The organism is Brevundimonas sp. GW822-FHT03E11, assembly GCF_058801445.1.
Genome location: NZ_JBXANG010000010.1, coordinates 72,108 through 96,892, shown reverse-complemented (window position 1 = coordinate 96,892; position 24,785 = coordinate 72,108). Strand labels below are relative to the sequence as shown.

Genomic DNA, 24,785 nt, shown 5'->3' with positions numbered 1-24,785 from the left:
GGATCCTCAGGGGCAGCAGGGTGCAAGTTCGGCCAGCAGGGGCTCGCAGAGGTCCGCCCTGCCCCCGCAGCAGTCCTTGAGCAGGAAGAGGACGAGATCGCGAAGCCGGTCCAGGTCAGCCCGGTAGATGATCGACCGGCTGCGGCGCTCCGACTTGATCAGTCCCGCCCGGGTCAGGACGCCGAGATGGGACGACAGCGTGTTCGCCGGAATGGCCAAATGGTTAGAGATGTCACCAGCCGGCAGACCGTCGGGCTCGTGGCGGACCAATAGGCGAAACGCCTCCAGCCGCGTTGACTGCGCCAAGGCGGCCAGGGCGAGAATCGAAGCTTCGGTTTCCATTATTCCATATTAGTCGAATTATGGAAATATTCAAGTCGCGTGTCCCGGGAGTTGCGCAAGCCTACGGTGGAGAGGGTACGGCTAGGCCCGTCGGACTCTTTCGAGTTCGATTCTTCGCAGCAAAGCGGAGATTACGATGGCCCAGACCACCCCGCCCCTGCGGCGCACGATCAAGAAGCCCGAACTGCACCAGATGGTGCCGCTCGCCGACAGCACCATCTGGGAGATGGAGCGCCGCGGCGAATTCCCGAAGCGGTTCCTCCTGACGCCCCGCTGCGTGGTCTGGGACCTGGCCGAGGTCGAGGCCTGGCTGGAGCGGCGCCGTAACCAGCCGATCCGGCGCGCGCCCCCGCCCGACGTCCGCCGGCGCGTCAGCCGACCGGTCAGAACTTCGGATCGAAGCGAGGCCCCTCTCCCTCCGGCACACTGAGCACCGGCGTGAACGTCCGCCCGGCCTCCCACGCCTCGACCGCGTCCGACCACTGCTGCGCCATGTGCCGCCGCTGCATTTCGAACTCCGCCTTGTTGTACACGCCCCGGGACGACCGTTCCTCGTGGGCCAGGCCTTTCTCGATCCAGTCGGAGTTGAAGCCCATTTCGTGCAGCAGTGTCGAGGCCGTCCGCCGCAGGTCGTGCACTGTGAACGGCTCCAGAGGCAGTCCTCGCTTCTTCGCCAACTCGGCGATGGCGGAGGTCACGCGATTGAAGGTCGCCCGCGACATCGGCGCGTCCGCGTCGTAGCGCGACGGCAGGATGTATCTGGAGTTCCCCGCGCAGGTCTTCAGGGCGATCAGGATGTCGAGCATCTGGGTCGACAGATAGACGTTGTGGGGCCGGGAGCGTTTCATCCGCGCCGCGGGGATCGACCAGACGGCGTTCTCGAAATCCACCTCCGGCCAGACGCCGTCCTGCAGCTCGCTCTTTCGCACCATGCTGAGCAGGATAAACTTCAGCCCGAGGCGGATCGTCGGCAGGGTCGCCACCTCACCGAGGAGGCCGAGCATGATGCGGATCTCGCTGGGCGACAGACTGCGGTCGCGCGGCCGGAAGGTCGCGATCGATGCAGGCCCGACGCCGTCCGCCGGATTGTCGATCTTCTCGCCGTGCAGGATGGCCCAGGCGTAGATCTGTTTGACGATATCGCGGACGTGGATCGCCGTCGCCGGCGCGCCGCGATCGACGATGGTCTTGCAGTGGGCCCGGATGTCGTCCGGGGTGATCTCGCTGAGCAGGCGGTTTCGCCACTGCGGCAGCACCTCGCGATTGAAGATCGACCGGCGCATGTTCCGCGTGCTGTCCGCCATCGGGGCGGTGTCCATCCAGCGCTGGGCGACATGCTCGAAGCTGCGCGCCTCTTTCAGACGACGCTTGGCGCGCTGCTTCTCCAGAGCGGGCGAGACGCCCTCCGCGATGGTCCGCTTGACCTCGAACAGGCGCTCCCGAGCCTGCGACAAGCTCAGACCACCCCGACCGTATCGGCCAAGCGTCAGCGTCTCCCGCCGGCCGTTGAAGCGATAGTCGTAGCGGAACGAGATCGCGCCGCCCGGCGAGATGTAGGCGTACAAGCCGTCCCTGTCGGTACTCTTGTAAGGCTTTGATTTTGGTTTCAAATTCTTCAGGGCGGCGTCGGTAAGCACGGTAAAATCTCCTCGCACCGGACAGGGTCGGAATTCGGGGGTTCGAGGTCGATATTTCTCAATCTTTCCAGCACCCTGTGCGAAAAGAATACCGTCATCGGCTCGCCGTGGTCCTGACGGTATGAGCCGGTTTCCATGGGAGCAACGGGACGCGATACCGTCAGACAGGTCGGCATCACGAAAAAAAGACCCTCCGAAAGGCTTCGAAGGGTCTCGACAGAATTCACTTTTACGTCAGTGCCTTACGGATCAAATCGGAAGCGTTCTCGAAAGCTCCCGAAGGGCCCGAATTATTCCCACTCGATCGTCCCCGGGGGCTTGGACGTCACGTCATAGACGACACGGTTCACGCCGCGGACCTCGTTGATGATCCGCGTCGCGGTCTTGGCCAGGACGTCCCAGGGGAATTGGTAGAAGTCGGCGGTCATGCCGTCGGTGGAGGAGACGGCGCGCAGGGCCAGGACCTTTTCATAGGTGCGGGCGTCGCCCATGACGCCGACGGTCTTGACCGGCAGCAGGACGGCGAAGGCCTGCCAGATGTCGTCGTAGAGGCCGGCCTTGCGGATCTCCTCCAGATAGATGGCGTCGGCCTGTTGCAGGGTCTCGACCGCCTCGGGCGTGATCTCGCCGGGGATGCGGATGGCCAGGCCCGGTCCCGGGAAGGGGTGGCGGCCGACGAAGGCGTCGCTCAGGCCCAGTTCGCGGCCGAGCGCCCGGACCTCGTCCTTGAACAGTTCGCGCAAGGGCTCCACGAGCTTGAGCTTCATATAGTCGGGCAGGCCGCCGACATTGTGGTGGCTCTTGATGACGTGGGCCTTGCCGCTGGACGAGGAGACGCTCTCGATCACGTCGGGATAGAGGGTGCCCTGGGCCAGGAATTCGGCGCCCTCGATCTTGGCGGACTCGCGGTCGAACACTTCGATGAACAGGCGGCCGATGGTCTTGCGCTTGGTTTCCGGGTCGGAAATCCCGGCCAGCTCGCCCAGGAATTCTTTCGACGCGTCAACGTGGATCAGCGGGATGTTGTAGTGTTCGCGGAACAGGGTGGTGACCTGTTTCGCCTCGTCCTTGCGCAGCAGGCCGGTGTCGACGAAGACGCAGGTCAGCTGGTCGCCGATGGCCTCGTGGATCAGCACGGCGGCGACGGAACTGTCGACGCCGCCGGACAGGCCGCAGATCACCTTGGCGTCGCCGACCTGTTCGCGGATCTGGGCGATCTTCTCGTCGCGATAGGCGGCCATGGTCCAGTCGCCCTTCAGCCCGGCGATGCCGTGGGTGAAGTTCTTCAGCATCTGATGGCCGCGCGGGGTGTGCATCACCTCCGGGTGGAACTGGACGCCGTAGAAGCGCCGCGTCTCATCGGCGATCACCGCATAGGGCGAGCCCTCGGACGAGGCCACCACGTCGAAGCCCTCGGGGATGGCGACGATCTTGTCGCCGTGGCTCATCCAGACTTCCTCATCCTCGCCCACCGGAGCCAGGCCGGCCAGCAGGGGAGAATCCTTCTGAACTGTGATGGCGGCGCGACCGAACTCGCGCGTATGGCCGCCCTCGACCTTGCCGCCCAGCTGTTCGCACAGGGTCATTTCGCCGTAGCAGATGCCCAGGACCGGCACCCCGGCCTCGAACACGGCCTGGGGCGCGCGGGGGCTGCCCTCTTCGTGGACGCTCTCGGGTCCGCCCGAAAGGATGACGGCGGCAGGCTTCATCGCCGCCAAGGCCTGTTCCGCCTTCTGGAACGGGTGAATCTCGCAATAGACGCTGGCCTCGCGCAGGCGGCGGGCGATCAACTGGGTCACCTGGCTGCCGAAATCGACGATGAGGACTGATCGGTGGTCGTGCGGCGTGGTCATGGCGTGATCGAATCCGGGGCGGGAGGTTGCGCGGGGTCTTGGCCGTGTAAGGCCGGAATTTCAAGCGCGGCGAGGCCGTCGGCCTCCAGGACGGCGATCAGACGGTCCAGGGCGGCGGCCAGGTTCTCGTCCACATGGCAAAGGGTGGAGGTCCAGTCCTCCAACGCCTTCAGCTCGCTCCGACCGTCCGACACGCCGCGCAGGGCGATCAGGGGCAGGCCGAAGGTCTGGGCCGCCCGGACCAGGGCCCAGGTCTCCATATCCACCATCTCGGCGTCGATGGCGTCATAGGCGACGCCGGAGACGACATTGGCGCCGGTCGAAAGCCTGGCGGTCGGCAGGCCCGGGACGGGGCACGGCAGGGGCAGGACCGCAGGCTGGTTCAGCAGCGGGGTCACCCCCTTGGGAAAGCCTAGAGGGCTGGCGTCCATGTCGCGATAGGCGACCGAAGAAGCCTGATAGACGCAGGCGTGCTCCAGCACCCGCGAGCCGCACGACCCCAGCGACACGATCAGGTCGGGCGGATTGCCCGCCGTCTCCAGCCGGGCCAAGGCGGCGGTCAGGGTCACGGCAGCCTCCACCGGGCCGACGCCGGTCATCAGGGGCTGGATGCGGGCGCGCAGACAGTCGCCGTATTCGGCGGGCGCGGCCATGACGTAGAGGACCGAAATCTCGCCGTGCCGAACCGGCGCCGCCCCCATCAAACGGCCCGCTGATAGACGGCGGCGAAGAAGCCGTCGGTGTCGGCCGAGGCCGGCGACAGCCGCAGCCGCGCGCCGGACGCCAGTTCAGCGAACCTGGTCCGGGCGGCGTCGGTCAGTTGCGGCGCGCCCAGCAGGTCGGCGACCGGGACCGGTTTGAACTCGGGATGGGCGGCCTCGAAGGCGTCGGCGCTGGCCTCGTTCTCGCGCGCCAGCATGGAACAGGTCACATAGACCAGACGGCCGCCCGGCTTCACCAACCTGGTCGCCTGGCTCAGGATACGCACCTGAACGGCGTGCAGTTTCTCGACCTCGTCCGCCGTCAGACGCCAGGCGTCCTCGGGCCGACGCCGCCAGGTGCCCGAGCCCGAACAGGGGGCGTCGACGAAGACCAGATCGGCCTGGCCGTTCAACGCCTCCAGCCCCCCGCCGTTCTGGCCGATCAGGACCAGGTCCGCCTCGACGCCCGCGCGTTGCAGGCGAGGGCGGATATTCTCCAGCCGCTTGTTGACCACGTCGGAGGCCGTCAATCTCCCCTGCCCCTTCATGGCCTGGGCCAGACCCAGGGTCTTGCCGCCGCCGCCTGCGCAATAGTCCACAACCGTCGCGCCGGGTTGCGCCCCGGCCAGCCAGCAGACGACCTGACTGCCCTCGTCCTGGATCTCGAACTTGCCGGACTTGAACCCCTCCAGCGCCTGGATGTTGGGCGGCGGTTCCGACGGCACGCGCAGGCCGACGGCCGACCAGGGCGTGCGCGAAACGTCCAGCCCGGCGGCCTTCAGTTCGGCCTCGACCTCCTCGACCGTGGCGGCCGAGTCATTGATCCGCAGGTCGATCGGGGCGCGCGGCGCCATCAGGGCGCGTGCCTCTTCGGCCCAACGCTCGCCGAAGGTCGCCTTGAAATCCTCGACCACGAACTCGGGCAGGCCGGCGGCGACCCAGCCGGGAAGCTCCCCCTCCCCCGCCGTGATCCGGCCGCGTTCCTGTTTCGACAGGGGCCGCGGCCCGTAGCCGTCGCCCGCATGCAGGGCCTCGATCTCTTCCAGCGACAGGCCGTCGATGGCGTGCAGGGACCCGATCACCAGGGCCCGGCCGTCCTCGCGCCCGCCCATGATCCAGGACAGGCGGCCGCGCGCCCGCAGCACCTTGTAGACGCGGTCGGCGATGGCGCGCCGGTCCTTGGACCCGGCGTAGCGGTTGGCGGCCCCCCAGGCTTTCAGGACGGTTTCCGCCGGCTGGCGGCCCTGGGCGATGGCGTCCAGAACGGAGGCGGCGGCGGCGAGACGGGCGGCTGGGGTCAATCTAGGCTTTCAGAAGAAACAGGGACGCCAGCACCATGACCAGTCCCACGATCGAGACCAGCCAGACCAGCGACCGGATATAGGGAACGCCAAGGGCGTAGAGCGGCAAATAGACGACGCGACCCCAGAAATAGAGGGTCGTCCCCCACAGGGTCAGGGGTCCGGAGGCCTCGACCACATGGGCGATCAGCACCGCGCCGATGAACAGGGGCAGGGTCGAACAGGTTCGACTGCGCCCGCTCCAGGCGCCCCACCACCGGACGGGACGGCCCGGCCGGCGTATCGCGTGCGCCGGCGTTCCAGGCCAGACCGAACTGCGCCGTCCGCCCCAGGGCCGGCGCCAGAATGTGGACCAGGGCCAGGATGAGCGTCAGGGCCAGATAGGTCAGTTCGGTCGTCATGGCCTTATCCCTGTCTGTAGTTCGGCGCCTCGCGCGTGATCATCACGTCGTGGACGTGGCTTTCCCGCAGGCCGGCGCCGGTGATGCGCACGAAGCGGGCGCGGTCCTGGAAGTCCGGGATCGTGCCGGCGCCGACATAGCCCATCGAGGCGCGAAGCCCGCCGACGAGCTGGTGCAAAACCGGACCAATAGGCCCCTTGTAAGGCGTCTGGCCCTCGATGCCCTCGGGCACCAGCTTCTCGGACGAGACTTCCTTCTGGAAATAGCGGTCGGCCGAGCCGCGCGCCATGGCGCCGACCGAACCCATGCCGCGGTACGACTTGTAGGACCGGCCCTGGTACAGGAAGACCTCGCCGGGGCTCTCGTCAGTGCCGGCGAACATCGAGCCCATCATGGCCACGTTCGCGCCGGCTGCGATGGCCTTGGCCAGGTCGCCCGAGTACTTGATGCCGCCGTCGGCGATCACCGAGGCGCCCGATCCCTTGGCCGCCCGCGCGGCGTCCATCACGGCCGTCAGCTGGGGCACGCCCACGCCCGCGACGATGCGGGTGGTGCAGATGGAGCCGGGACCGATCCCGACCTTCACCGCATCGGCGCCCGCGTCGATCAGGGCCCGCGTCGCATCATAGGTGGCGACGTTTCCGGCGATGATCTGGATACGGTTGTTCTCGCGCTTGATCCGCTCGACCACCTGGCCGACCGAGGCGGAGTGTCCGTGGGCGGTGTCGATCACCACCACGTCGGCGCCCGCCTCCGCCAGGGCCATGGCTCGTTCGAAGCCGGCGTCGCCGACCGTCGAGGCGGCGCCGACCAGAAGCCGGCCCTGCTCGTCCTTGGCGGCGTTCGGAAAGGCCTGGGCCTTCTCGATGTCCTTCATCGTGATCAGACCGACGGCCCGATAATCCTCGTCCACCACGATGACCCGCTCGATCTTGCGGGTGCGCAGCAGTTCGCGCGCCTCCTCGCGGCTGGCGCCCTCGCGCACCGTGATCAGGTCGCCGGTGGTCATCAGAGAGGCGGCCGTGACGTTCGGATCGCTTTCGAAGCGCATGTCCCGGTGAGTCAGCATGCCGACCAGCTTGCCCGACTTGGGATCGACCACCGGGAAGCCGGTGATCTTCTTGCGTTCGACGATCTCGCGCACCTCGCCGAGCGTCGTCGCGGGGCTCACCGTCACCGGATTGACCACCATGCCGCTCTCATAGCGTTTCACGGCGCGGACCTGATCGGCCTGCTCCTCGATGGTCATGTTGCGGTGAAGCACGCCCAGGCCGCCGGACTGGGCCATGGCGATCGCCAGGCGGCTTTCCGTCACCGTATCCATGGCGGACGACAGCAGCGGGATGTTCAGTTTGATGTCGCGCGTCAGCTGGGTCGAGACGTCGACCATCGCCGGCATGAACTCGGACGGACCGGGTTCCAGCAAAACATCGTCGAAGGTCAGTCCTTCGCGTATCTCCATAGGGGAGTCTCCGTTTTGCGGGCCGCGTATAACGGGATGCGGGGGGCTACGGCAAGGGTCTTGCGGCTTATGGACGTGATAGATTTTATTGGTTTGCAACCCAGCGCCCCAATGACCATTCTCGCATCATGGTCGGCGTCATCCTCAGCACAGCGCGCAAACTGGCTCTGAAGATCGCCAGCTACGGGGTCATGCACCTCGTGGTGGCCATTCTCGTGGCCTTCGCCATCACCCGCGACTGGCGTATCGCCCTGGCCGTCGGCATGGTCGAGCCCTTCTTTCAGACCATCGCCTATTCGATCCACGACCGCGTCTGGCACCGGATCGAACGCCGCCGCATGGCGTCGAACATCGAAGAAGCGGCCGAGGCCTTCACCGCCCGCCTCGACATCATGTCGCCCGAGGAACAGGCCCGCGTCCACGACAACCACGGCCATGGCCACAGCCACGCCCTGCCCCGGTCGCTGAAACAGGTGGCGGTCAAGACCGTGACCTATGGCGTCATGCACTTCACCGTCGCCGTCCTGGTGGCCTTCGCCCTGACCCAGGACATCCGCGCCGCCCTGGCCATCGGCGTCATCGAGCCCCTGGTTCAGACGGTCTTCTTCACCCTGCACGACCGGGTCTGGTCGCGGATGGAAGAACGCCGCGCGGCCCGTAGACCCGCGACGGCCTGAAGGCCGCCTAGCGCTTATTCAACGCCACCAGAAACACCTCGGCGCTGTCCTTCCGACTGGACTCCGGCTTGACGTACTTCACCGTCTCGAACTCCTCGCGCAGTCGCGCCAGAACGCCCCCGGCGTCGCCGCCCTGGAAGTTCTTGGAGACGAAGGCGCCGCCGGGCCGAAGGGTGCGGATGGCGAAGTCGGCGGCGATTTCGATCAGGGCGATGATCTTCAGGTGGTCGGTCTGGCGGTGGCCGACCGTGTTGTGCGCCATATCCGACAGAACCAGGTCCGGCTGTCCGCCGATGGCTTCGATCAGCTGCTGATCCACGCCGGGCTGGGTGAAGTCCGCCTGCAGCAGGGTGGCGCCCGGGATCGGTTCGATCATCAACAGGTCCACCCCGGCCACGGCGCCCGCGCCCCGGTTCAGCGCCACCTGGACCCAGCCGCCCGGCGCCGCGCCCAGGTCGATGACCTTGGACCCCCGTTTGATCAGCCGGAACTTGTCGTCGATCTCGATCAGTTTGAAGGCGGCGCGCGAACGCCAGCCTTCCGCCCGCGCCCGTTCCGACCATTTGTCCGACAGCTGGCGCTTGATCCACTGCTGGCTCGACATGGACTTGGTGTCGGCCGTCTTCATCTTCGTGCCCATGCCGCGTCCGGCCGCGGTTCCGCCGCTGGGCGGCCGCACCATACGACGACGTTCTTGAGGCTTTTCGTCTTCACTCATCGTTCCCACATAGCCCCGACCGGCGTTGCGGGCTATGTCCCGCCGCAAATCAACCCCGAGAGGACGACCGAAATGGCCGACACCCTGACCTTCACCCTGGACACCGGAGACGGCGAAGCCCGCGACGTGGTCATCAAGCTGCGCCCCGACCTGGCCCCGAACCACGTCGCCCGGATCACCGAACTGGCCCAGGAAGGCTTCTACGACGGCGTCGTCTTCCACCGCGTCATCCCCGGCTTCATGGCCCAGGGCGGCGATCCGACCGGCACCGGCACCTCGGGCTCCAACAAGCCGAACCTGAAGCAGGAATTCTCGGCCGAGCCGCACGTGCGCGGCGTCTGTTCCATGGCCCGCACCGCCGATCCGAACAGCGCGAACTCGCAGTTCTTCATCTGCTTCGACGACGCCACCTTCCTGGACCGTCAGTACACCGTCTGGGGCGTGGTCGAGTCCGGCATGGAACACGTCGACGCCCTGCCGAAGGGCGAGCCGCCGCGCAGCCCCGGCAAGATCGTCAAGGCGACCGTCAACTAAGCCGGCTCCACACCGAAAGATCGCGCCGGCCTTGGCCGTCGGCGCGATCTCAGGCGTCCGGCGCCGCCTTGTCCCGGCCGCCGTCGAACCGCAGCGTCTGCGCCTCGCGCCACAGCTGCCGCAGCCCCTCGACCGGCTGGTCCGCCCCCAGCAGAGCCAGTTGTTCGACCCAGACCGTCGCGAGTCGATCAATCGTTGACTGAGTCCAGCCCGGCGGCTGCTGGCGCGCCCAGTTCTGCACCGATCCCGCGTTGAAGATCATCAGGAAGACGCAGGCGACCAGCACGGTCTGGCTGGTCCACCGCCGCGCGCGCGCCGCCTCCCCTTCCTCGTCCAACGGCGGGGCGGGGGGAAAGGCGAAACGACCGAGGGCGACCAGGGCGTTCTCCCGCGTCGGCAAGTCATGGGCGTCGGCGGCGTCGATCCAGTCGCTGGGCGGATCGGCGGCCGTCGGCTCCTCCAGCGGCGGAAACGGCGACACCGGCGGCTGGGCGCGGGTGGGAAAGGGGTCGATCGGGTCCGTCGGCTCGCTCATCGTCGGATCAAGGCCTCAGAACTGGAAATAGATGAAGGGCGCCACGCCCTCGGGCCGCATCGCCTCGACCAGAAGGATCGCCAGTCCGATGAGGATGCCCAGGGTCGGCGACGGCGCCGTCTTCAGCCGTTCGGCCAGCCCCTCCACCGCGCGCGGCGGCAGTCCGTGCATCGCCAGTCCGCCGACGATCAACGCCAGCACAAAGGGCGTCAACAGGCTGAAGCCCTCGAACCGACCCAGGCCGACCAACATCTGCATCGCCAGATCGAAGGTTTCGGCGCGGAACAGAATCCAGCCCAGACAGACGACATGGAAGGTGATCAGAACCCCCAGCCAGGTCGGGACGACCTTGCGGTCCTTGACCAACGCGCGCCCTAAACGCTCCACCACCTGCGCCCCGCCGTGCAGGGCGCCCCAGGCCACGAAGGTCCAGGCCGCCCCGTGCCACAGCCCGCCCAGCAGCATGGTGATCATCACATTCATGCACGACGACCACAGTCCTTTGCGCCCGCCCCCCAGCGGCACATACAGATAGTCGCGCAGCCAGCTGGACAGGCTGATGTGCCAGCGCCGCCAGAAGGCCTGCATCGAGGCCGCCCGATACGGCTGGTCGAAATTGCGCGGGAAGGAATAACCCAGGAGGGCCGCGATCCCGATGGCCATGTCCGAATAGGCCGAGAAGTCGCAGTAGATCTGAACCGCATAGGCATAGACCGCCGCCGCTATGTCGATCGCCCCATAGGCCGAAGGATCGAAGAAGACCGGGTCCACCAGCCGCGTCGCCAGCTCGGACGCGATCACGGTCTTCTTGAACAGGCCCCAGACGATCAGCAGCAGCCCATGGGTCGCCATCTCGCGCGTCAGCCGCGGCACCCGCGCGAACTGGGGCAACAGGTCCGACGCCCGCACGATGGGCCCCGCCACCAGGTGCGGGAAAAAGCTCATCAGCAGCATGACGTCCAGCAGGCTCTCGGCCGGCGCCGTCTTGCCGCGATAGACGTCGACCACATAGCTGATGCCTTGGAAGGTGAAGAAGCTGATCCCCACCGGCAGCACCACCTGCAACAGGGGAAGGTCTCTCTCCCAGCCAAATTGCGCCAGCAGATCAACGGCCTGTTCGACAAAGAAGCCGTAATACTTGAAGAAGCCCAGGATGAGCAGATTGGCCGCCACGCCCAGGCCGACCCACAACCTTCGCTGCCCCGCCCGGTCGCTGCGCACGATCAGGGCCGCCACGCCCCAGTTCAGCACGGCCGAGACGATCAGCAGCCCCACGAACCGCCAGTCCCATTGGGCGTAGAAGAACCAGCTGGCCAGCAGCAGGAACAGTTTGCGCCGCCCGTTCTCCCGATCCAGGCTCCAGCTGACCAGATAGACGAACAGGAAGAAGACCGCGAAGGCCAGGGTCGGAAACAGCATCAGTCCGCCTCCCCCTTTGCCGCCTTCCAGCGGTCATAGGCGGCCAGCAGATCGTCGCTCAGAATCCCGCCGATCCACTCCGCCCCCTGGGAAGTGAAATGCACCCGGTCGGGCCGCATATAGGGCTCAGGCGCAGTCGCCAGACGTTCCGCCGAACAGTCGCCTCCCATCCGTCCGTACCAGTCCCAGAATGCGACGCCCGTCTCGCCCGCGACGCGACGCTGCACGTCTCGGACCATGGTCAGGGCTGGGGGCGCGGCCCGTCCGCCGCACGGCCCGCCGATTCCGGCCTTCAAGCCTTCCGGCGCGCCGAGGAGCAGGATCGCGGCGTCCGGGGCGCTCACCCTCAGCTGCGTCAGGGCGCCGTTCAGCCAGGACTCGTAGTCTTCGACGTTGAAGTTCGGCGCGAATCCATCATTGACGCCGAAGGCGATGATGACCAGGTCCGGCCGCCAGGCGTCCAGCTCCAATCGCGTCCAGTCGCCGTTCCTCAGCACCAGATCCTGAACGGTCCCTCCGACGACGCCGAGATTGGACAGCTCCACGCCCGGCCCCTGTCGCGTCAGCCGCACGTCATGGATTTTCACCCTGCCCGTCGGGCGAATCTCGAGCCGCGTCTGGAGCGCGTCGAACATCGCGGTCTGACACACGGGTTGCCAGATTTCGTCGCGGGGACCGGGAAACACCATCGTCCGCAAGCCCGCGCTGCCCGTCAAAGCCAGTTCGGCGTCCTTCGGCCAACCCTCTCCGCAGATTTGGACCTTGTCGAAGGCCGCGCTGTTTTCGGCCGCGATGGTCATCACCGCGCCGTCCGCGACGTCCGCCTCGCTGCCTGTGAATCCGACGCCGACCGGCAGACGCCCGCCAGACAACACATCCGTACGCAGCGGCCAATCGGTCGTCGTCACCTCAACCTGCATCGGGGCATAGCCGGCGTAGGGGACGCCCGGCGGCAGAACGCCTCGTCCTCCAACGCCGAACCGGGCCTGCCAGCGCGCGCGCACGGCGCCGGTGATCCGGTCGCCGGCCGTATGGCTGTCGCCGATCTGCAGGATATGGACGGGGCGGTCGCGCGCGCCGGCCTCCGTCGCCTCCAGAGCTTGGAACAGCCCCTCCAGGGCCGCCTCGCCGCACAGGCCGTCCGGACAGATCGAAGACACGCCCGGCGTCGGCGCTGCGACCGGCCTATAGGCGACCGCGCCCGTTCCGGCCTGCACGTCCGCCTGCCCCGCCAGGATCAGTATCGCCGCCCCCACGGCCCCCAGGCTCATGATCAGCCGGTCGGCGGGGTGTCGAGCCGGGGATCGGCCGTCTTCGCCTCGATCAGGCCGGCGTCGCGCTTCAACCGCTCGGCCACCGGGGCGGCGATCCGAAGATAGCCGGCCATGCTCATGTGGATGCCGTCATTGGCGCGCATCAGCTGGGGCCGCCCGCTGGGGCCGGGCAGATAGGCGGCGTAGTCGCCCGCCGCATCCGCCGTCAGGGCGGACGTCTCGATCAGGGGCACGTTCAGGGCCGTCATCCGCTCGCGCACCACCGCATTGATCACGGCCATCTTGGCGTCGAACCCGGTGCGCTTCATCTTGGGCAGGCCGACCCAATAGACGGCGACGTCATTGGCGCGCAGCAGGCCGACCAGGTCGTCGATCCGCTTGGCGTAGGCGGCCTTCCAGCCCGGCGTGCCGAAGTCGTGGATCACCCCGTCCAGGCTGATGCCCTGGGCGTCGTTCGTGCCGAACAGCACCACCGCCGCATCGACCGGGGTCTCGCGCAGCTGGCGCTCGGTCTTGGCCTGAATGTCCACATAGTCGTAGCGCGACAGACCGGTGGAGACCTCGCTGAACTTGGTCACCGTCACGCCGGGTTGGTGGTTGAGATCGCGATAGAGGGCGGCCCACAAGCCGTCGGCCATGGAGTCGCCGAACACCCCCACGCTCAGACGCCCCTCAGCGAGTCGCGCCTTCAAGGGCGTGACCAGGGGCTGAACGGCCGGCGTCGGCGCGACGGGCGGTGCGGCGGTTTCGGGCGAAGGCGCGCGGTTCTCAGGCGGACTGGCCGAGGCGACGGCCGATCCGCCCAGCATCAGGGTGGGATGACGCAGCCAGCCGCGCCCGTCCGGCGTCAGGGCCAGGCCGATCACCACCCCGACGACCAGCGCCCAGGTCAGTCCGTTTATGCCGACACGCAAAGCGGGGCGCCCCTCCGACGTAAAGCGGTTACCTATAGCTTAACATGCGCCGGGCGCCATGGCTGACTCTTGTCAGGCGAACGGAAGTTTCAGCCGAACCGCCCCTCGGCCCAGCGCGCGGCGAAATAGCCCCCCGTCGCCGAGATCGTCGTCAGGACCGTGCCCCACATCAGATCGACGACGGTCAGCTTGGTCTGCCACGCGGCCAGGGTGGCCTGGTTGGTCAGGTCATAGGTGGCGTAGGCGACGAAGCCCAGGACCGCCCCGTGGATCGCCGCCTTGGTCCAGCTTCCCTCTTTCAAGGCGGGGGCGATGGCGAGGAAGACCGTCCCGGCGATCGAGATCAGATAGAAGAGCACGGCCGCCTTCATGTCCGGCTTCTCGGCCAGGATCGGGCCCAACACCGGCTTGTAGAAGCGGTTGGTCATGGTGGTCAGCCAGACAGCGTCGATCACCGCGAAGGTGATCCCGGCGCCCAGATAGGCGAAGACATATTTGATCACGACAAACTCCTCAGACGGGTTTTCAGGCCGGTTTCAGGCGATAGTGGCTGACCGCCCAGGTGCGGCCGCCGTCGTTGCCGAACAGACCGGCGGTCGCCAGGTAGAAGCGCCGCCACCGCCGGGTCCAAAGCTTGGCGTCCGCCCCATAGGTCTCGCGCATCAGCACGGCGACCCGCCCGGCGTTGCGGTCCATATTGGCCAGCCAGTGATTGGCGGTGCGGGCGTAATGGCCGCCGTTCCAGGTCCACTCCTGCTCGACCGCGAACAGGTCGGGAAACTGCCGGATCAGTCCGCGGCTGGGCATGATCCCCCCGGTGAAGAAATGCTGGGCGATGAAGTCGCCGCTGTCGGTGTGATCGAACCGATAAGGGGCGTCGCGGTGGGTGAAGACGTGGATGAACATCCGCCCATCCGGTTTCAGCCAGGACTTGGCCTTGGTCAGCAGGGCGCGCCAGTTGGCCATATGCTCGAACATCTCGACCGAGACGATCCGGTCGAACCGCTGGTCGGTGTCGAACCGGTTCATGTCCTGGGTCACGACCGTCAGATTGGTCAGCCCCCGCGCCCTCGCCTCGCCTTCGATATGTTTGCGCTGGCCGTGGCTGTTCGACACCGCCGTGATCCGCGCCCGAGGATAGGTCTCGGCCATCCACAGCGACAGCGAACCCCAGCCGCAGCCCATCTCAAGGATGGTCTGCCCGTCCGACAGATCGGCGTGAGCGCAGGTCTCCAGCAGGGCCGCGACCTCGGCCTGGTCCAGCGTCTCCGCTCCCGTCGGATACAGGCAGCACGAATATTTCAGCCGTTCGCCCAGGCACAGGCGGAAGAACTCTGGCGGCAGTTCGTAGTGCTGGGCGTTGGCGGCGTCGGCGTGTTCGGCGATGGCGCGCCGGGCCATTTCCGCGGCGAAGGCGGCTTCGTCGTGCGGGCCGTCCTTGTCCAGCCGCCTGCGCGCCTCCGTCACCAGGCTGTCGATGGCCGGGCGGGTGATGACGTCCGGGAACGGCGCGTCCTGAAACTGACGGATCGCGACATTGGTCAGGTTCATCGGAGGCTCTGATCGGCGGTTGCGGCGGTTTCGAAAATCATACGCCCGGTGGCCTCTTGCGGATGCTGCGCCTCCCTTGCCGCCTGGATTGCCCTTCCCCACCTCTCCGAAGGTCGCGCGTCTCGAGGGCAAATCGGACAGTCCGGACACTTCGGACACTGTTTTTTGCGGGCCGCCGCGCGGCCGCGACATCCCCGGCTTGCCCTGTCGTCCGCGCCGGGTTAGGCGTGGCCCAACACGCCGATATTCATCAGGCGATGAAAAGAGGGAGAGCGATGGGTAAGATCTACGCTGACGTCACATCCGCGCTGGAGGGTCTGACCTTCGACGGCATGACGGTCATGTCCGGCGGCTTCGGCCTGTGCGGCATCCCCGAGAACCTGATCGCCGCCCTGCGCGACAGCGGCGTCAAGGGCCTGACGGTCATCTCCAACAACGCCGGGGTCGACGGCTTCGGCCTGGGCCAGCTGCTGGGCACCCGCCAGATCGCCAAGATGATCTCGTCCTACGTCGGCGAGAACAAGGAGTTCGAGCGCCAGTATCTGGCCGGCGAGCTGGAGCTGGAGTTCAACCCCCAGGGCACCCTGGCCGAACGCATCCGCGCCGGCGGCGCCGGCATCCCCGCCTTCTTCACCGCCACCGGCGTGGGCACCCTGGTCGCCGAGGGCAAGGAAGTCCGCAACTTCAACGGCCGCGACTATGTCATGGAGACCGGCCTGATCGCCGACCTGTCCATCGTCAAGGCCTGGAAGGCCGACGAGCGCGGCAACCTCGTCTTCCGCAAGACCGCCCGCAACTTCAACCCGATGATGGCCACCGCCGGCAAGGTCACGGTCGTCGAGGTCGAGGAGATCGTCCCCGTCGGTTCTCTGGACCCCGACCACATCCACACCCCGGGCGTCTACGTCGACCGCCTGGTCCAGACCGTGTCCGAGAAGCGCATCGAACAGCGCACCGTCCGGCAGAGGGAGGCCGTCTGATGCCCCGCACCCGCGAACAACTGGCCGAGCGCGCCGCCCAGGAGCTTCAGGACGGCTTCTACGTGAACCTGGGCATCGGCATCCCCACCCTGGTCGCCAACTACATCCCCGCTGGCATGACCGTGACCCTCCAGTCCGAGAACGGCATGCTGGGCATGGGCCCCTTCCCCTATGAGGGCGACGAGGACCCCGATCTGATCAACGCCGGGAAACAGACGATCACCGAGATCCCCGAGTCGTCCTACTTCAGCAGCGCCGACAGCTTCGCCATGATCCGCGGCGGCCATATCAACCTGTCCATTCTGGGCGCCATGGAGGTGGCTCAGAACGGCGACATCGCCAACTGGATGATCCCCGGCAAGCTGGTGAAGGGCATGGGCGGCGCCATGGACCTGGTCGCGGGGGTCAAGCGCGTGGTCGTGGTCATGGAGCACGCCAACAAGCACGGTCAGTCCAAGGTGTTGAAATCCTGCACCCTTCCCCTGACGGGAACGGGCGTGGTCAGCCGCATCATCACCGACCTGGCGACCTTCGACGTCAAGCCGGACGGCTCGGGGCTGGAGTTGATCGAGCTGGCCGACGGCGTCACCCTGGACGAGGTCGCCGCCAAGACCGAGGCGGCCTATACTGTCTCCGAGGCGCTGAAGGCGGGCTGACCCGGCCCCCGCGACTGCCCGGAGGCCAGCGCCGTGGATGAACTGGAACCCCAGGTCCCCCGCCTGTCCCTGGCGGCCCTCTTCCTGAAGTTCCTCGGCTTCGGCCTCCTGGCCTTCGGCGGGCCCGTGGCCCAGATCGCCATGATCCGTCGCGACCTGGTCGAGCGCGAGCGCTGGATGTCCAGCGCCCGTTTCAACCGTTTGCTGGCCGTCATGCAGGCCCTGCCGGGGCCGGAGGCGCACGAACTGTGCGTCCACATGGGGATGACGGCGCGGGGCCGTCTCGGGGGCCTGCTGGCTGGCCTAGGATTCATGGCGCCCGGCTTCCTCCTGATGCTGGCGGCGGCCTGGGCCTATCAGCGGCTGGTCGCCGACAGCGCCGCCTGGGCCGGCCCGCTCCTGGGCATGCAGATCGTGGTCCTGGCCCTGATCGTCTGGGCCGTGCGGCGGATCGGGCGTCATGTGCTGGAGGATCGGCAGCTGTGGCTGGTCGCGGCCTTCGCCTGCGCCGCCAGCCTGATCGGCGCCCCCTTCTGGGTCCCCCTGATCGCCGGGGGGCTGATCTACGCCTTCGGCGGCAGGCCCTGGGTCGCCGCAGGCCTGGTCGTCGCCGCCGTCGTTCTGGCCGTTGTCCTGCGCGGCGACGGGGCCTTCTCTACACCCCTGATCCAGCCGACCGGCGCGCCGGCGGAAAGCCTGGACCTCTTCCTGGCGGGGCTGAAGGGCGGCCTGCTGACCTTCGGCGGCGCCTATACCGCCATTCCCTATCTGCGCGCCGACACCGTGGGGCGGGGCTGGGTCTCGGACGGCGCTTTCCTGGACGGGGTCGCCATCGCCGGCGTCCTGCCCGCTCCCCTGGTGATCTTCGGAACCTTCGTCGGCTATCTCGCGGGCGGCTGGGCCGGCGCCCTGGCGGTGACGGCGGGAATATTCCTGCCCGCCTTCGCCTTTTCGATGATCCTGTTCGAACGGCTGGAGGCGGTCGTCGACCACCCGCCTCTGCACCGCGCCCTCGCCGGGGTGGCGGCGGCGGTGACGGGCGTCATCGCCGCCACGGCCGTCCAGCTGATGTGGTCCACCGCCCAGCGCGCCCCGTCCCTGTGGGGCGCGGGCCTGCTGTTCCTGGTCGCCCTGATCGCGGCGCTCTTCGCCAAGGGGCGCTGGGCGGCGCCGGTCCTCGTCGTCTCGGGCGCTCTGGGCGGCCGGCTGCTCTTCGGCTGACGCCCCGGTCTCAGCGCGCCGAGCGGATGGTCCAGTCGGCGATCTGGGTGTTGATGTCGCGCGTCGCCGTATCGAAGGCCGTAACGATGGCCGAGACCCGGTTCTCGCTTGCCGGCTGGGTCACGGTGAAGACCCGCTCGACCGAGCGCCCCTCTTCCGGCCGAATGGCGCCGTCGCCCCGGCGCTCGGGCGTCGAGCGCAGTTGGGCCCGGGCGGTGATCACCACGTCCGGCGTCGCGCCCGTCGCGGCGTAACGGGCCTCGAAGGTGGTGACCGTCACCTGCAGGACCAACGGCGGCGTGCCCGGCTCGCGTCGGCCCAGCACCCGGATCTGATCCGCCCGATTGGCGAAGGCGGCCTTCAGACTGTCATCGAACAGGGTCGCAGCCGGCGACACCCAGCGCGCCCCGCCGATATAGGCTGTCTCGGTGCCCGTCACGCCCAGGATCCGGTCGTCGCTGCTGGCCTCCGGGAACTCGATGCGCCGGATCGACACCGACAGGGGGGCCGGCGTGTCGCCCTCGGCGGACGGCGCATCCATGGGCAGACCGAACCGATACAGTTGCACCGGGTCCGGCGTGGACAGCAGCGAACAGCCGCTCAGCGAGACCACGACGCCGGCGACGGCGCCCAGTTGAACCAGGGAACGGATCACGGCTGCACCTCCAGCTCTTTCGATTGCGGTTTCCCGATGAAGTCTCGCGGGCTGGCGCGGACGTCGTCGATCAGGGCCTGAAGCGACCGGGTCGCCTCCTGCAGTTCCTCGATGGTTCCGCTCAGCTGCGGCAGGCTGGAGGTGGCGAAGTCGCCCAGAGGCCGCTCCAGTCCGGTTATCGAGCGATTGGCAGAGGCGATGGCGACCCGCGCCTCCGCCGTGGCCTGGTTGATGTTGGCGATGGCCTCGCGGCCGTCGGTGTTGACCACGGCCCGCATGTCGGCGGCCAGCCCCTGGTATTCCAGTATGGTGGCGTTGGCGTTCTTTATCGCCTCCTCCAGCTCGGCGAAGATGGCCTTGCGCGCCTCCAGCTCGGTCGTCAGGGCCTCCACGTTCTTCACGCTGGTCGAGAAGCTGCGGATATTGTCGTCGGACATGACCCGGTTGATCCGGTTCAGCGCGTCCACCGTCTGGGCCAGGACCGTGCCGGACCCGCTCAGCAGCTCGGCGATCGGCGACGGCTGGCTTTGCAGCACCGGCACCACATTGTCCGGATACTGGTCCTTCAGCAGGGCGCTGTTGGGCGAGCCGGCGGTGATCTGGATATAGTTCAGGCCGGTGATCCCCTGCGGCTCAAGCTGGGCGCGCGAGGTCACGCGCACCGGGGTGGAGGCGTCAACCCGCACCCGCGCGATCACCTGGTCGCCGCGCTTGGTGTCGATGTTCAGGTCGGTCACCTCGCCCACGCGGATCCCGTTGAAATGCACCTCGCCCCCTTCCGACAGGCCGTTGACCGGCCCGTAGAAGACGATGTCGTACAGGTCATAGTCGCTGTTGAACTGCAGCCGGGCCAGCCAGATGGTGAACACCGCCAGGGCCGCCAGCAGGGCGACGGTGGCGATGCCGACGGCGGCGTAGTGTGCGTCTCTTTCCATACCTGGCTCTCCTCAAGCCGCCTTGACGGCCGCGCGACCGCGCGGCCCCAGGAAGTATTCCTTGATCCACGGATGATCCGAGCCTTCCAGCTCTTTCACCGTGGCCTTTTCGACGACCCGCTTGTCGGCCAGCACCGCCACCTTGTCGCAGATGGCGTACAGGCTATCGAGGTCGTGCGTGATCATGAAGACGGACAGGCCCAGGTCGTCGGACAGCTGACGGATCAGCTCGTCGAAGGCCGCCGCTCCGATCGGGTCCAGCCCGGCCGTGGGCTCGTCCAGAAACACCAGTTCGGGGTCCAGGGCCAGGGCTCGCGCCAGACCGGCCCGCTTCTTCATCCCGCCCGACAGTTCGGCGGGCTTCAGGTGATGGTGTTCGGGCTTCAGCCCCACCATGGCGATCTTCAGCTCGGCCAGCTCATAGATGACGGCCTTGGGCAGTTTGGTGTGTTCGACCAGGGGGGAGGCGACGTTCTCCAGCACGCTCAGCGACGAAAACAGCGCCCCCTGCTGGAACAGGATGCCGGTCCTGCGCTCGATGTCGGCCGCCTCATCGCTGGTCAGGGTGGCGCGGTCGTAACCCAGCACCTTGACCGACCCGCCCTCGGGCTCCTTCAGGCCGATGATGGTGTTCAGCAGCACCGTCTTGCCCGCCCCGGACCCGCCGACCACGCCCAGCACCTCGCCGCGTTCCAGATCGAGGTCCAGATTCTCATGAATGGTCCGCTCGCCGAACTGGCTCAGCAGCCCGCGCACCTCGATCAGGGTCTCGGTCTTGGCTTGGGGAGCGTCGGTCATATGTCCAGCTCCAGGAAGATCAGGGCGAAGACCGCGTCCAGCAGGATGATGGCGAAAATCGCCTGCACCACAGCCGCCGTCACCCGCCGCCCCAGGCTTTCGACGTCCCCCGCCACCGACATGCCCTGGCGGCAGCCGATGGCCGCGATCACCAGGGCGAAGACCGGCGCCTTCACCAGACCGACCATCATGTGCTGGGCCATGCTGCCGTCCTCGACCAGACGCTGGAAGAAGAAGGCCGGCCCAAGGTTCAGCGAACTCCAGCAGACGATCAGCCCGCCGATCAGGCCGCCGATCATGCCCGTGAAGGTCAGCAGCGGCAGCATCAGCACCAGGGCCGCCAAGCGCGGCACCACCAGGGCCTGAAACGGATTGACGCCCATCACCTGCATGGCGTCGACCTCCTGGTTCATACGCATCGAGCCGATCTCGGCCGCAAAGGCGGAGGCCGACCGCCCGGCCAGCAGGACCGAGGCGATCACCACGGCGAACTCGCGGAACATGGCCACGCCGATCAGCTGCACCGCGAACACCTGCGCCCCGAAGTCGGTCAGCAGGTCCACGCCGATGAAGGCCACCACCGCGCCGATGAAGAAGTTCGTCACCATGACGATCGGAATGGCGTCCAGCCCGGCCCGCTCGCCCTGGCTGACCCAGGCGGGCCAGCGGATGCCGCCCGGATGTTTGGCGGCCTCGACCACCGCCGCCATCAACCGACCCAGGAAGGCCAGGGACAGCATGGCCTCCTGACCGAAGTCGTCAACGCCCCGCCCGATCTTGGCGAAGCTGCGGGTGAAGGCGTTGGGTCTCTGAGGCGGCGGCTGACTCTTGCGCTCCAGCGCCTCGATCATCGTGTAGATGCGCCCGGCCTCGGGTCGGTCCGCCCAGGCCGATTTCGGCACGCCGTGCTGCGAAGCCTTCACCAGGGCCAAGGCGCCGGCCGTATCGAACCGACCCAGGTCGCGGGTGTCCAGGCTCTCGATCTTCCGCCCGTTCAGATCCTTGTCCAGTCGCTGCGGCAGCCGCCCCAGGGCCGTCGTCGTCCAGTCGCCGACGAGACGAAGCTTCGCCGCGCCGCCGCCCGCATCCGTGATTTCGTAATCGGTCTGGCTCATCGCGCCCCGGCAGTCAGAAAGGCCTTCGAACGCTCCCAAGCCGCGCAAGGAACAGCCGAAATACCGCCTCGGCTAATGGTGAAGCCTTGGATCTTAGTCAACGTGCGATGACATTGGCGCCGTGCTTTCCCCGTGCACTGTGTCGAACCTGCGCGCCTCATCACCCCTCCGGCCGCCACGCTGGCGGCGTGTTAAAACGCCGCCGACCCGGTTTGGTTCTAGGACCGGCTTATAAGCCCACTTGCGGCGATCAGATCATCGACAAATCCGCGACGCGCCTCCGCCCGCGAATCCGCATTCGGCAGGCGAAGCAGATAAGAGGGGTGAACGGTGACCATCCCGACCGAGCCGTCGTCCAGAGGCAGGGCCCGCCCCCGCTCCTTCGTCACGGCCGGCTTGCGACCCAGAACCGCCAGTCCCGCCGTCGCCCCCAAGGCCAGGACCAGCCTGGGGCGGATCAGGCGACGCTCGGCGTCCAGCCACCAGCGGCAGGCCTGGACCTCGCCCGCGTTCGGGGTCTTGTGCAGCCTTCGCTTCCCGCGCGGCTCATGCTTGAAGTGTTTGACCGCATTGGTGACATAGACATCGGCGCGTTCGATCCCCGCCTCTTCCAGGGCGGCGTCCAGCACCCCGCCGGCGGGGCCGACGAAGGGCTGGCCGGCCAGATCCTCCTGATCCCCCGGCTGTTCGCCCACGATCATCAGCCGCGCGCCCCTGGGGCCCTCGCCGCAGACCCCCTGGGTGGCGTCGCGATACAGGGGACAGCGGCGACAGGCCTGCACCCCGCGCTCGACCTCGCTCAGATCATCGGGAACCGCATCCGCTGTGGGCCGCCCGGCGTGCAGATCCGGCGCGATGGCCCGGGAGAAACGGGCGTTGGGTTCGGGAGCGGGCTTGGCGACCATGACATCGGTGCGAACCGACGACGCCGCCACCAGTTCCGGGATCAGCGCCGCCTCGGGCAGGTTCTTCCAGTATCCCTTGGCCATTTCTCCCTTCATCGCCTTCACCTTCAGCCGGGCGGGATTGAAGGTCGAGGCGTAGTAGGTCTTCCAGAATTCCTCGATCTCGTCCTCGGCCGGGGCCATGTCGCGGGTGGCCGGCGGGCCGAAGGCCAGTTGCTCCCCGTCCCAAAACGCCGAGCCGTCGGGCGTCAGGATCGACCAGCGCATGGTCGGGAACCGGCGCTGGAAGAAGGGGGCGGTCTTCTCCAGCACCCGATGCGGCGGCTCGAACCAGGCGACCCAGGCTTCGCCCCGCGCATCCTCGACCTGCCGGAACCGGACGAAGGCCTTCATCTTGTGCGAGGCCCGGCTGACGGTCTTGGCCCGCTCCATCGCCTCGGCCACGTCCCGGTCGGAGATCATCTTCATCAGATCGGGCTCGTCCCGCAGCCGCCACAGCAGACGGTACAAGAGATCGAACCGGTCGGCGGACCGATGCAGGATGACGTCGCGCGCCAGGTCGACGAAGGCGGCGGGAACCGAGAACTCAGATTCCGCCCGTTCGCGATTCCCCAAATCCGTCATCCTCGGGCTTGTCCCGAGGATCCATACTCCCGGTGTCGCCAGCGTGCCCCCCCTCTTCGTCACGGCGTACGGATTCTCGCCACAAGGGCGAGGATGACGAAGTGTGGGGGGCGAGTGAGAAAAACGAGCTGGCTCGTCGAACAAGCCGCCCTGCCCCGACGCCGCCGCCCCCTCGACCACGAACCGCGCCGCCGCCGGCTCCACTCCCGCCAGCCGCATTTCGCGCGCCGCCGTCCGCCACCCGTCGAAGTCCGTTTCGGACGCCAAGACCGCAGTCCGCATCAGAACAGGCTCAACTGTTGCGGCGCCCGCGTCGATACGCGCGCCTTCAGATCCGCCGCATCGGTCAGCCTGCCCGGAGTCCAGTCCAGCGCGGTGATCCAGGGCCGGACCTTGCCCACCGATCGGGTCAGTCGCCCGACGTCCTCCAGCCTCAGCGTCCGATACCGCCGCACCGACACGATCCGGTCCACCGCCTTCACCCCCAGGCCCGGCACCCGCAGCAGCATCTCGCGCGGCGCCCGGTTCACATCGACGGGAAACTGCTCACGCCGGTTCAACGCCCAGGCCAGTTTCGGATCGACCGCCAGATCCAGCATTCCGCCCGCCGTCCCCTCCCCGATCTCGGGGGCGGAAAAGCCATAGAAGCGCATCAGCCAGTCCGCCTGATACAGCCGGTGCTCGCGCATCAGCGGCGGCTTCGACAGCGGCAGGACCGAGCTGGCGTCGGGGATCGGACTGAAGGCCGAATAATAGACCCGCCTCAAACCATAGCCGCCGTAGAGCGAGGCGCTCCGGTCCAGGATCTCGGTGTCCGGCGCCCCGTCCGCGCCGACGATCAGCTGAGTGCTCTGACCGCCGGGTGCGAACTTCGGCGGCTTGATCTTGTCGCGCTTGCCCGGCTTGGCCGCCTGGACGCCCAGCCGCACCTGCCCCATCGCCTTCTTGATGACCGCGACGTCCTTCTGGGGCGCCAGCCGCGCCAGGGCCTCGTCGCGCGGCAGTTCGATATTGGCCGACAGTCGGTCGGCGTAAAGCCCCGCCATCTCCACCAGTTTCGGGTCGGCCTCAGGGATCAGCTTCAGGTGGATATAGCCGCGGAAGTCGTGGACCTCTCTCAAGGTCTTAGCCGCCAGGACCAGCTGTTCCATCGTATAGTCGCTGTTGCGAATGACCCCCGACGACAGGAACAGCCCTTCGATATAGTTCCGGCGATAGAAGTTCAGCGTCAGGTCCACCACCTCGTCCACGCTAAACCGCGCCCGCTCCACATTCGACGAGGCCCGGTTGATGCAATAGGCGCAGTCGTAGATGCAGAAATTGGTCAGCAGTATCTTCAGCAGGCTGACGCAGCGCCCGTCCGGCGTATAGGCGTGGCAGATTCCCATGCCCTCGGTTGACCCTATCCCCCTGCCGCCGACCGAATCCCGCTTCGACGTCCCCGACGACGAGCAGGAGGCGTCGTACTTGGCCGCATCTGCAAGGATCGACAGCTTCTTTCGGAGATCGAGACGCGCCATATGTTCATGATACGTTCCAATCGGCAGCGCCGTCCAGCGTGGCTTTAAATCTATTTT

At 67.4% G+C, this 24,785-nt stretch carries 26 protein-coding genes; 6 read left to right on the top strand and 20 right to left on the bottom strand.

Translation table 11 applies throughout. The annotated features are described in order from the left end of the window. Window positions 1–6: 6 nt before the first annotated feature. A complete protein-coding gene (locus tag AC1RKE_RS14340; protein WP_183204371.1) occupies window positions 7–342 on the bottom strand; it encodes an ArsR/SmtB family transcription factor in 336 nt (111 codons plus the stop codon). 136 nt (window positions 343–478) lie between these two features. Here AC1RKE_RS14340 and AC1RKE_RS14335 point away from each other — a divergent pair, with 136 nt between their 5' ends. After that, entirely contained in the window at window positions 479–772 is a 294-nt protein-coding gene (locus tag AC1RKE_RS14335) for a helix-turn-helix transcriptional regulator (protein ID WP_174086284.1), read from the top strand. Here AC1RKE_RS14335 and AC1RKE_RS14330 read toward each other — a convergent pair. The 6 genes from AC1RKE_RS14330 to guaB form a co-directional block, all read right to left on the bottom strand. Then, the gene (locus tag AC1RKE_RS14330; protein WP_292020435.1) at window positions 726–1,979 is read right to left on the bottom strand and encodes a tyrosine-type recombinase/integrase; all 1,254 of its coding nucleotides are present in this window, start codon (window positions 1,977–1,979) and stop codon (window positions 726–728) included. The two genes, AC1RKE_RS14335 and AC1RKE_RS14330, sit on opposite strands and share 47 nt — an antisense overlap. 290 nt (window positions 1,980–2,269) lie before the next feature. Continuing rightward, window positions 2,270–3,832 (bottom strand): glutamine-hydrolyzing GMP synthase, encoded by a 1,563-nt coding sequence (guaA, locus tag AC1RKE_RS14325; protein WP_336966548.1) that lies wholly within the window; start codon window positions 3,830–3,832, stop codon window positions 2,270–2,272. After that, complete coding sequence (locus tag AC1RKE_RS14320; RefSeq protein ID WP_348683984.1) at window positions 3,829–4,533, bottom strand: 5'-methylthioadenosine/S-adenosylhomocysteine nucleosidase; 705 nt, start codon at window positions 4,531–4,533, stop codon at window positions 3,829–3,831. Before AC1RKE_RS14320 ends, guaA begins: the two co-directional genes overlap by 4 nt. Further along, window positions 4,533–5,834 (bottom strand): RsmB/NOP family class I SAM-dependent RNA methyltransferase, encoded by a 1,302-nt coding sequence (locus tag AC1RKE_RS14315; RefSeq protein WP_348683982.1) that lies wholly within the window; start codon window positions 5,832–5,834, stop codon window positions 4,533–4,535. Before AC1RKE_RS14315 ends, AC1RKE_RS14320 begins: the two co-directional genes overlap by 1 nt. Before the next feature lies 1 nt (window position 5,835). Then, entirely contained in the window at window positions 5,836–6,027 is a 192-nt protein-coding gene (locus AC1RKE_RS14310; protein WP_348683980.1) for an MAPEG family protein, read from the bottom strand. A 212-nt stretch (window positions 6,028–6,239) separates the two neighbouring features. Further along, window positions 6,240–7,697 (bottom strand): IMP dehydrogenase, encoded by a 1,458-nt coding sequence (gene guaB, locus AC1RKE_RS14305; protein ID WP_395942257.1) that lies wholly within the window; start codon window positions 7,695–7,697, stop codon window positions 6,240–6,242. 128 nt (window positions 7,698–7,825) lie between these two features. Between guaB and AC1RKE_RS14300 the strand changes: the two genes are divergently transcribed. Continuing rightward, complete coding sequence (locus AC1RKE_RS14300; protein WP_054765241.1) at window positions 7,826–8,374, top strand: DUF2061 domain-containing protein; 549 nt, start codon at window positions 7,826–7,828, stop codon at window positions 8,372–8,374. Between the two features lie 7 nt (window positions 8,375–8,381). Here AC1RKE_RS14300 and AC1RKE_RS14295 read toward each other — a convergent pair whose 3' ends face one another. Next, the gene (locus tag AC1RKE_RS14295) at window positions 8,382–9,092 is read right to left on the bottom strand and encodes an RlmE family RNA methyltransferase (protein WP_333896818.1); all 711 of its coding nucleotides are present in this window, start codon (window positions 9,090–9,092) and stop codon (window positions 8,382–8,384) included. Window positions 9,093–9,164: 72 nt separating this feature from the next. Here AC1RKE_RS14295 and AC1RKE_RS14290 point away from each other — a divergent pair, with 72 nt between their 5' ends. After that, the gene (locus tag AC1RKE_RS14290; RefSeq protein WP_152949842.1) at window positions 9,165–9,626 is read left to right on the top strand and encodes a peptidylprolyl isomerase; all 462 of its coding nucleotides are present in this window, start codon (window positions 9,165–9,167) and stop codon (window positions 9,624–9,626) included. 49 nt (window positions 9,627–9,675) lie between these two features. On the opposite strand, the gene AC1RKE_RS14285 is transcribed toward AC1RKE_RS14290, so the two are convergent. The 6 genes from AC1RKE_RS14285 to AC1RKE_RS14260 all read right to left on the bottom strand — a co-directional run bounded on the left by AC1RKE_RS14285 (window position 9,676) and on the right by AC1RKE_RS14260 (window position 15,319). Next, window positions 9,676–10,161 (bottom strand): hypothetical protein, encoded by a 486-nt coding sequence (locus AC1RKE_RS14285; RefSeq protein WP_054765238.1) that lies wholly within the window; start codon window positions 10,159–10,161, stop codon window positions 9,676–9,678. A 15-nt stretch (window positions 10,162–10,176) separates the two neighbouring features. Beyond that, on the bottom strand, window positions 10,177–11,580 hold the full coding sequence (locus AC1RKE_RS14280; protein ID WP_395942256.1) for an MBOAT family O-acyltransferase: 1,404 nt from the start codon (window positions 11,578–11,580) through the stop codon (window positions 10,177–10,179). Continuing rightward, window positions 11,580–12,851 carry a GDSL-type esterase/lipase family protein gene (locus AC1RKE_RS14275; RefSeq protein ID WP_348685140.1) on the bottom strand — a complete coding sequence of 424 codons (1,272 nt, stop codon included), beginning with the start codon at window positions 12,849–12,851 and terminating at the stop codon, window positions 11,580–11,582. The genes AC1RKE_RS14280 and AC1RKE_RS14275 overlap by 1 nt, the downstream gene beginning before the upstream one ends. 2 nt (window positions 12,852–12,853) lie before the next feature. Next, the gene (locus AC1RKE_RS14270; protein ID WP_333896814.1) at window positions 12,854–13,768 is read right to left on the bottom strand and encodes an SGNH/GDSL hydrolase family protein; all 915 of its coding nucleotides are present in this window, start codon (window positions 13,766–13,768) and stop codon (window positions 12,854–12,856) included. Window positions 13,769–13,857: 89 nt separating this feature from the next. Then, complete coding sequence (locus tag AC1RKE_RS14265) at window positions 13,858–14,271, bottom strand: DUF2177 family protein (protein ID WP_054765234.1); 414 nt, start codon at window positions 14,269–14,271, stop codon at window positions 13,858–13,860. 22 nt (window positions 14,272–14,293) lie between these two features. Beyond that, entirely contained in the window at window positions 14,294–15,319 is a 1,026-nt protein-coding gene (locus AC1RKE_RS14260; protein ID WP_191558072.1) for an SAM-dependent methyltransferase, read from the bottom strand. Between the two features lie 275 nt (window positions 15,320–15,594). On the opposite strand from AC1RKE_RS14260, the gene AC1RKE_RS14255 reads away from it, so the two are divergent. The 3 genes from AC1RKE_RS14255 to chrA are packed head-to-tail and all read left to right on the top strand — an operon-like array spanning window position 15,595 to window position 18,176. Then, complete coding sequence (locus AC1RKE_RS14255; protein WP_191558071.1) at window positions 15,595–16,299, top strand: CoA transferase subunit A; 705 nt, start codon at window positions 15,595–15,597, stop codon at window positions 16,297–16,299. Next, window positions 16,299–16,955 carry a 3-oxoacid CoA-transferase subunit B gene (locus tag AC1RKE_RS14250; RefSeq protein WP_191555410.1) on the top strand — a complete coding sequence of 219 codons (657 nt, stop codon included), beginning with the start codon at window positions 16,299–16,301 and terminating at the stop codon, window positions 16,953–16,955. The genes AC1RKE_RS14255 and AC1RKE_RS14250 overlap by 1 nt, the downstream gene beginning before the upstream one ends. A gap of 33 nt (window positions 16,956–16,988) precedes the next feature. Further along, on the top strand, window positions 16,989–18,176 hold the full coding sequence (chrA, locus tag AC1RKE_RS14245; RefSeq protein ID WP_348683457.1) for a chromate efflux transporter: 1,188 nt from the start codon (window positions 16,989–16,991) through the stop codon (window positions 18,174–18,176). A gap of 10 nt (window positions 18,177–18,186) precedes the next feature. On the opposite strand, the gene AC1RKE_RS14240 is transcribed toward chrA, so the two are convergent. From AC1RKE_RS14240 to AC1RKE_RS14215, 6 genes are all read right to left on the bottom strand, one after another. Next, a complete protein-coding gene (locus AC1RKE_RS14240) occupies window positions 18,187–18,831 on the bottom strand; it encodes an ABC-type transport auxiliary lipoprotein family protein (protein ID WP_348683459.1) in 645 nt (214 codons plus the stop codon). Further along, window positions 18,828–19,766 carry an MlaD family protein gene (locus AC1RKE_RS14235; protein ID WP_336966519.1) on the bottom strand — a complete coding sequence of 313 codons (939 nt, stop codon included), beginning with the start codon at window positions 19,764–19,766 and terminating at the stop codon, window positions 18,828–18,830. The genes AC1RKE_RS14240 and AC1RKE_RS14235 overlap by 4 nt, the downstream gene beginning before the upstream one ends. Before the next feature lie 12 nt (window positions 19,767–19,778). Then, complete coding sequence (locus AC1RKE_RS14230; RefSeq protein ID WP_054765228.1) at window positions 19,779–20,564, bottom strand: ABC transporter ATP-binding protein; 786 nt, start codon at window positions 20,562–20,564, stop codon at window positions 19,779–19,781. Then, a complete protein-coding gene (locus AC1RKE_RS14225) occupies window positions 20,561–21,679 on the bottom strand; it encodes an MlaE family ABC transporter permease (RefSeq protein WP_152949835.1) in 1,119 nt (372 codons plus the stop codon). The genes AC1RKE_RS14230 and AC1RKE_RS14225 overlap by 4 nt, the downstream gene beginning before the upstream one ends. Window positions 21,680–21,897: 218 nt before the next feature. Further along, window positions 21,898–23,208, bottom strand: coding sequence for a UdgX family uracil-DNA binding protein (locus AC1RKE_RS14220; protein ID WP_348683461.1), 1,311 nt, complete (start codon window positions 23,206–23,208; stop codon window positions 21,898–21,900). A 281-nt stretch (window positions 23,209–23,489) separates the two neighbouring features. Beyond that, the gene (locus AC1RKE_RS14215) at window positions 23,490–24,728 is read right to left on the bottom strand and encodes a putative DNA modification/repair radical SAM protein (protein ID WP_287396395.1); all 1,239 of its coding nucleotides are present in this window, start codon (window positions 24,726–24,728) and stop codon (window positions 23,490–23,492) included. Between the last annotated feature and the right edge of the window lie 57 nt (window positions 24,729–24,785).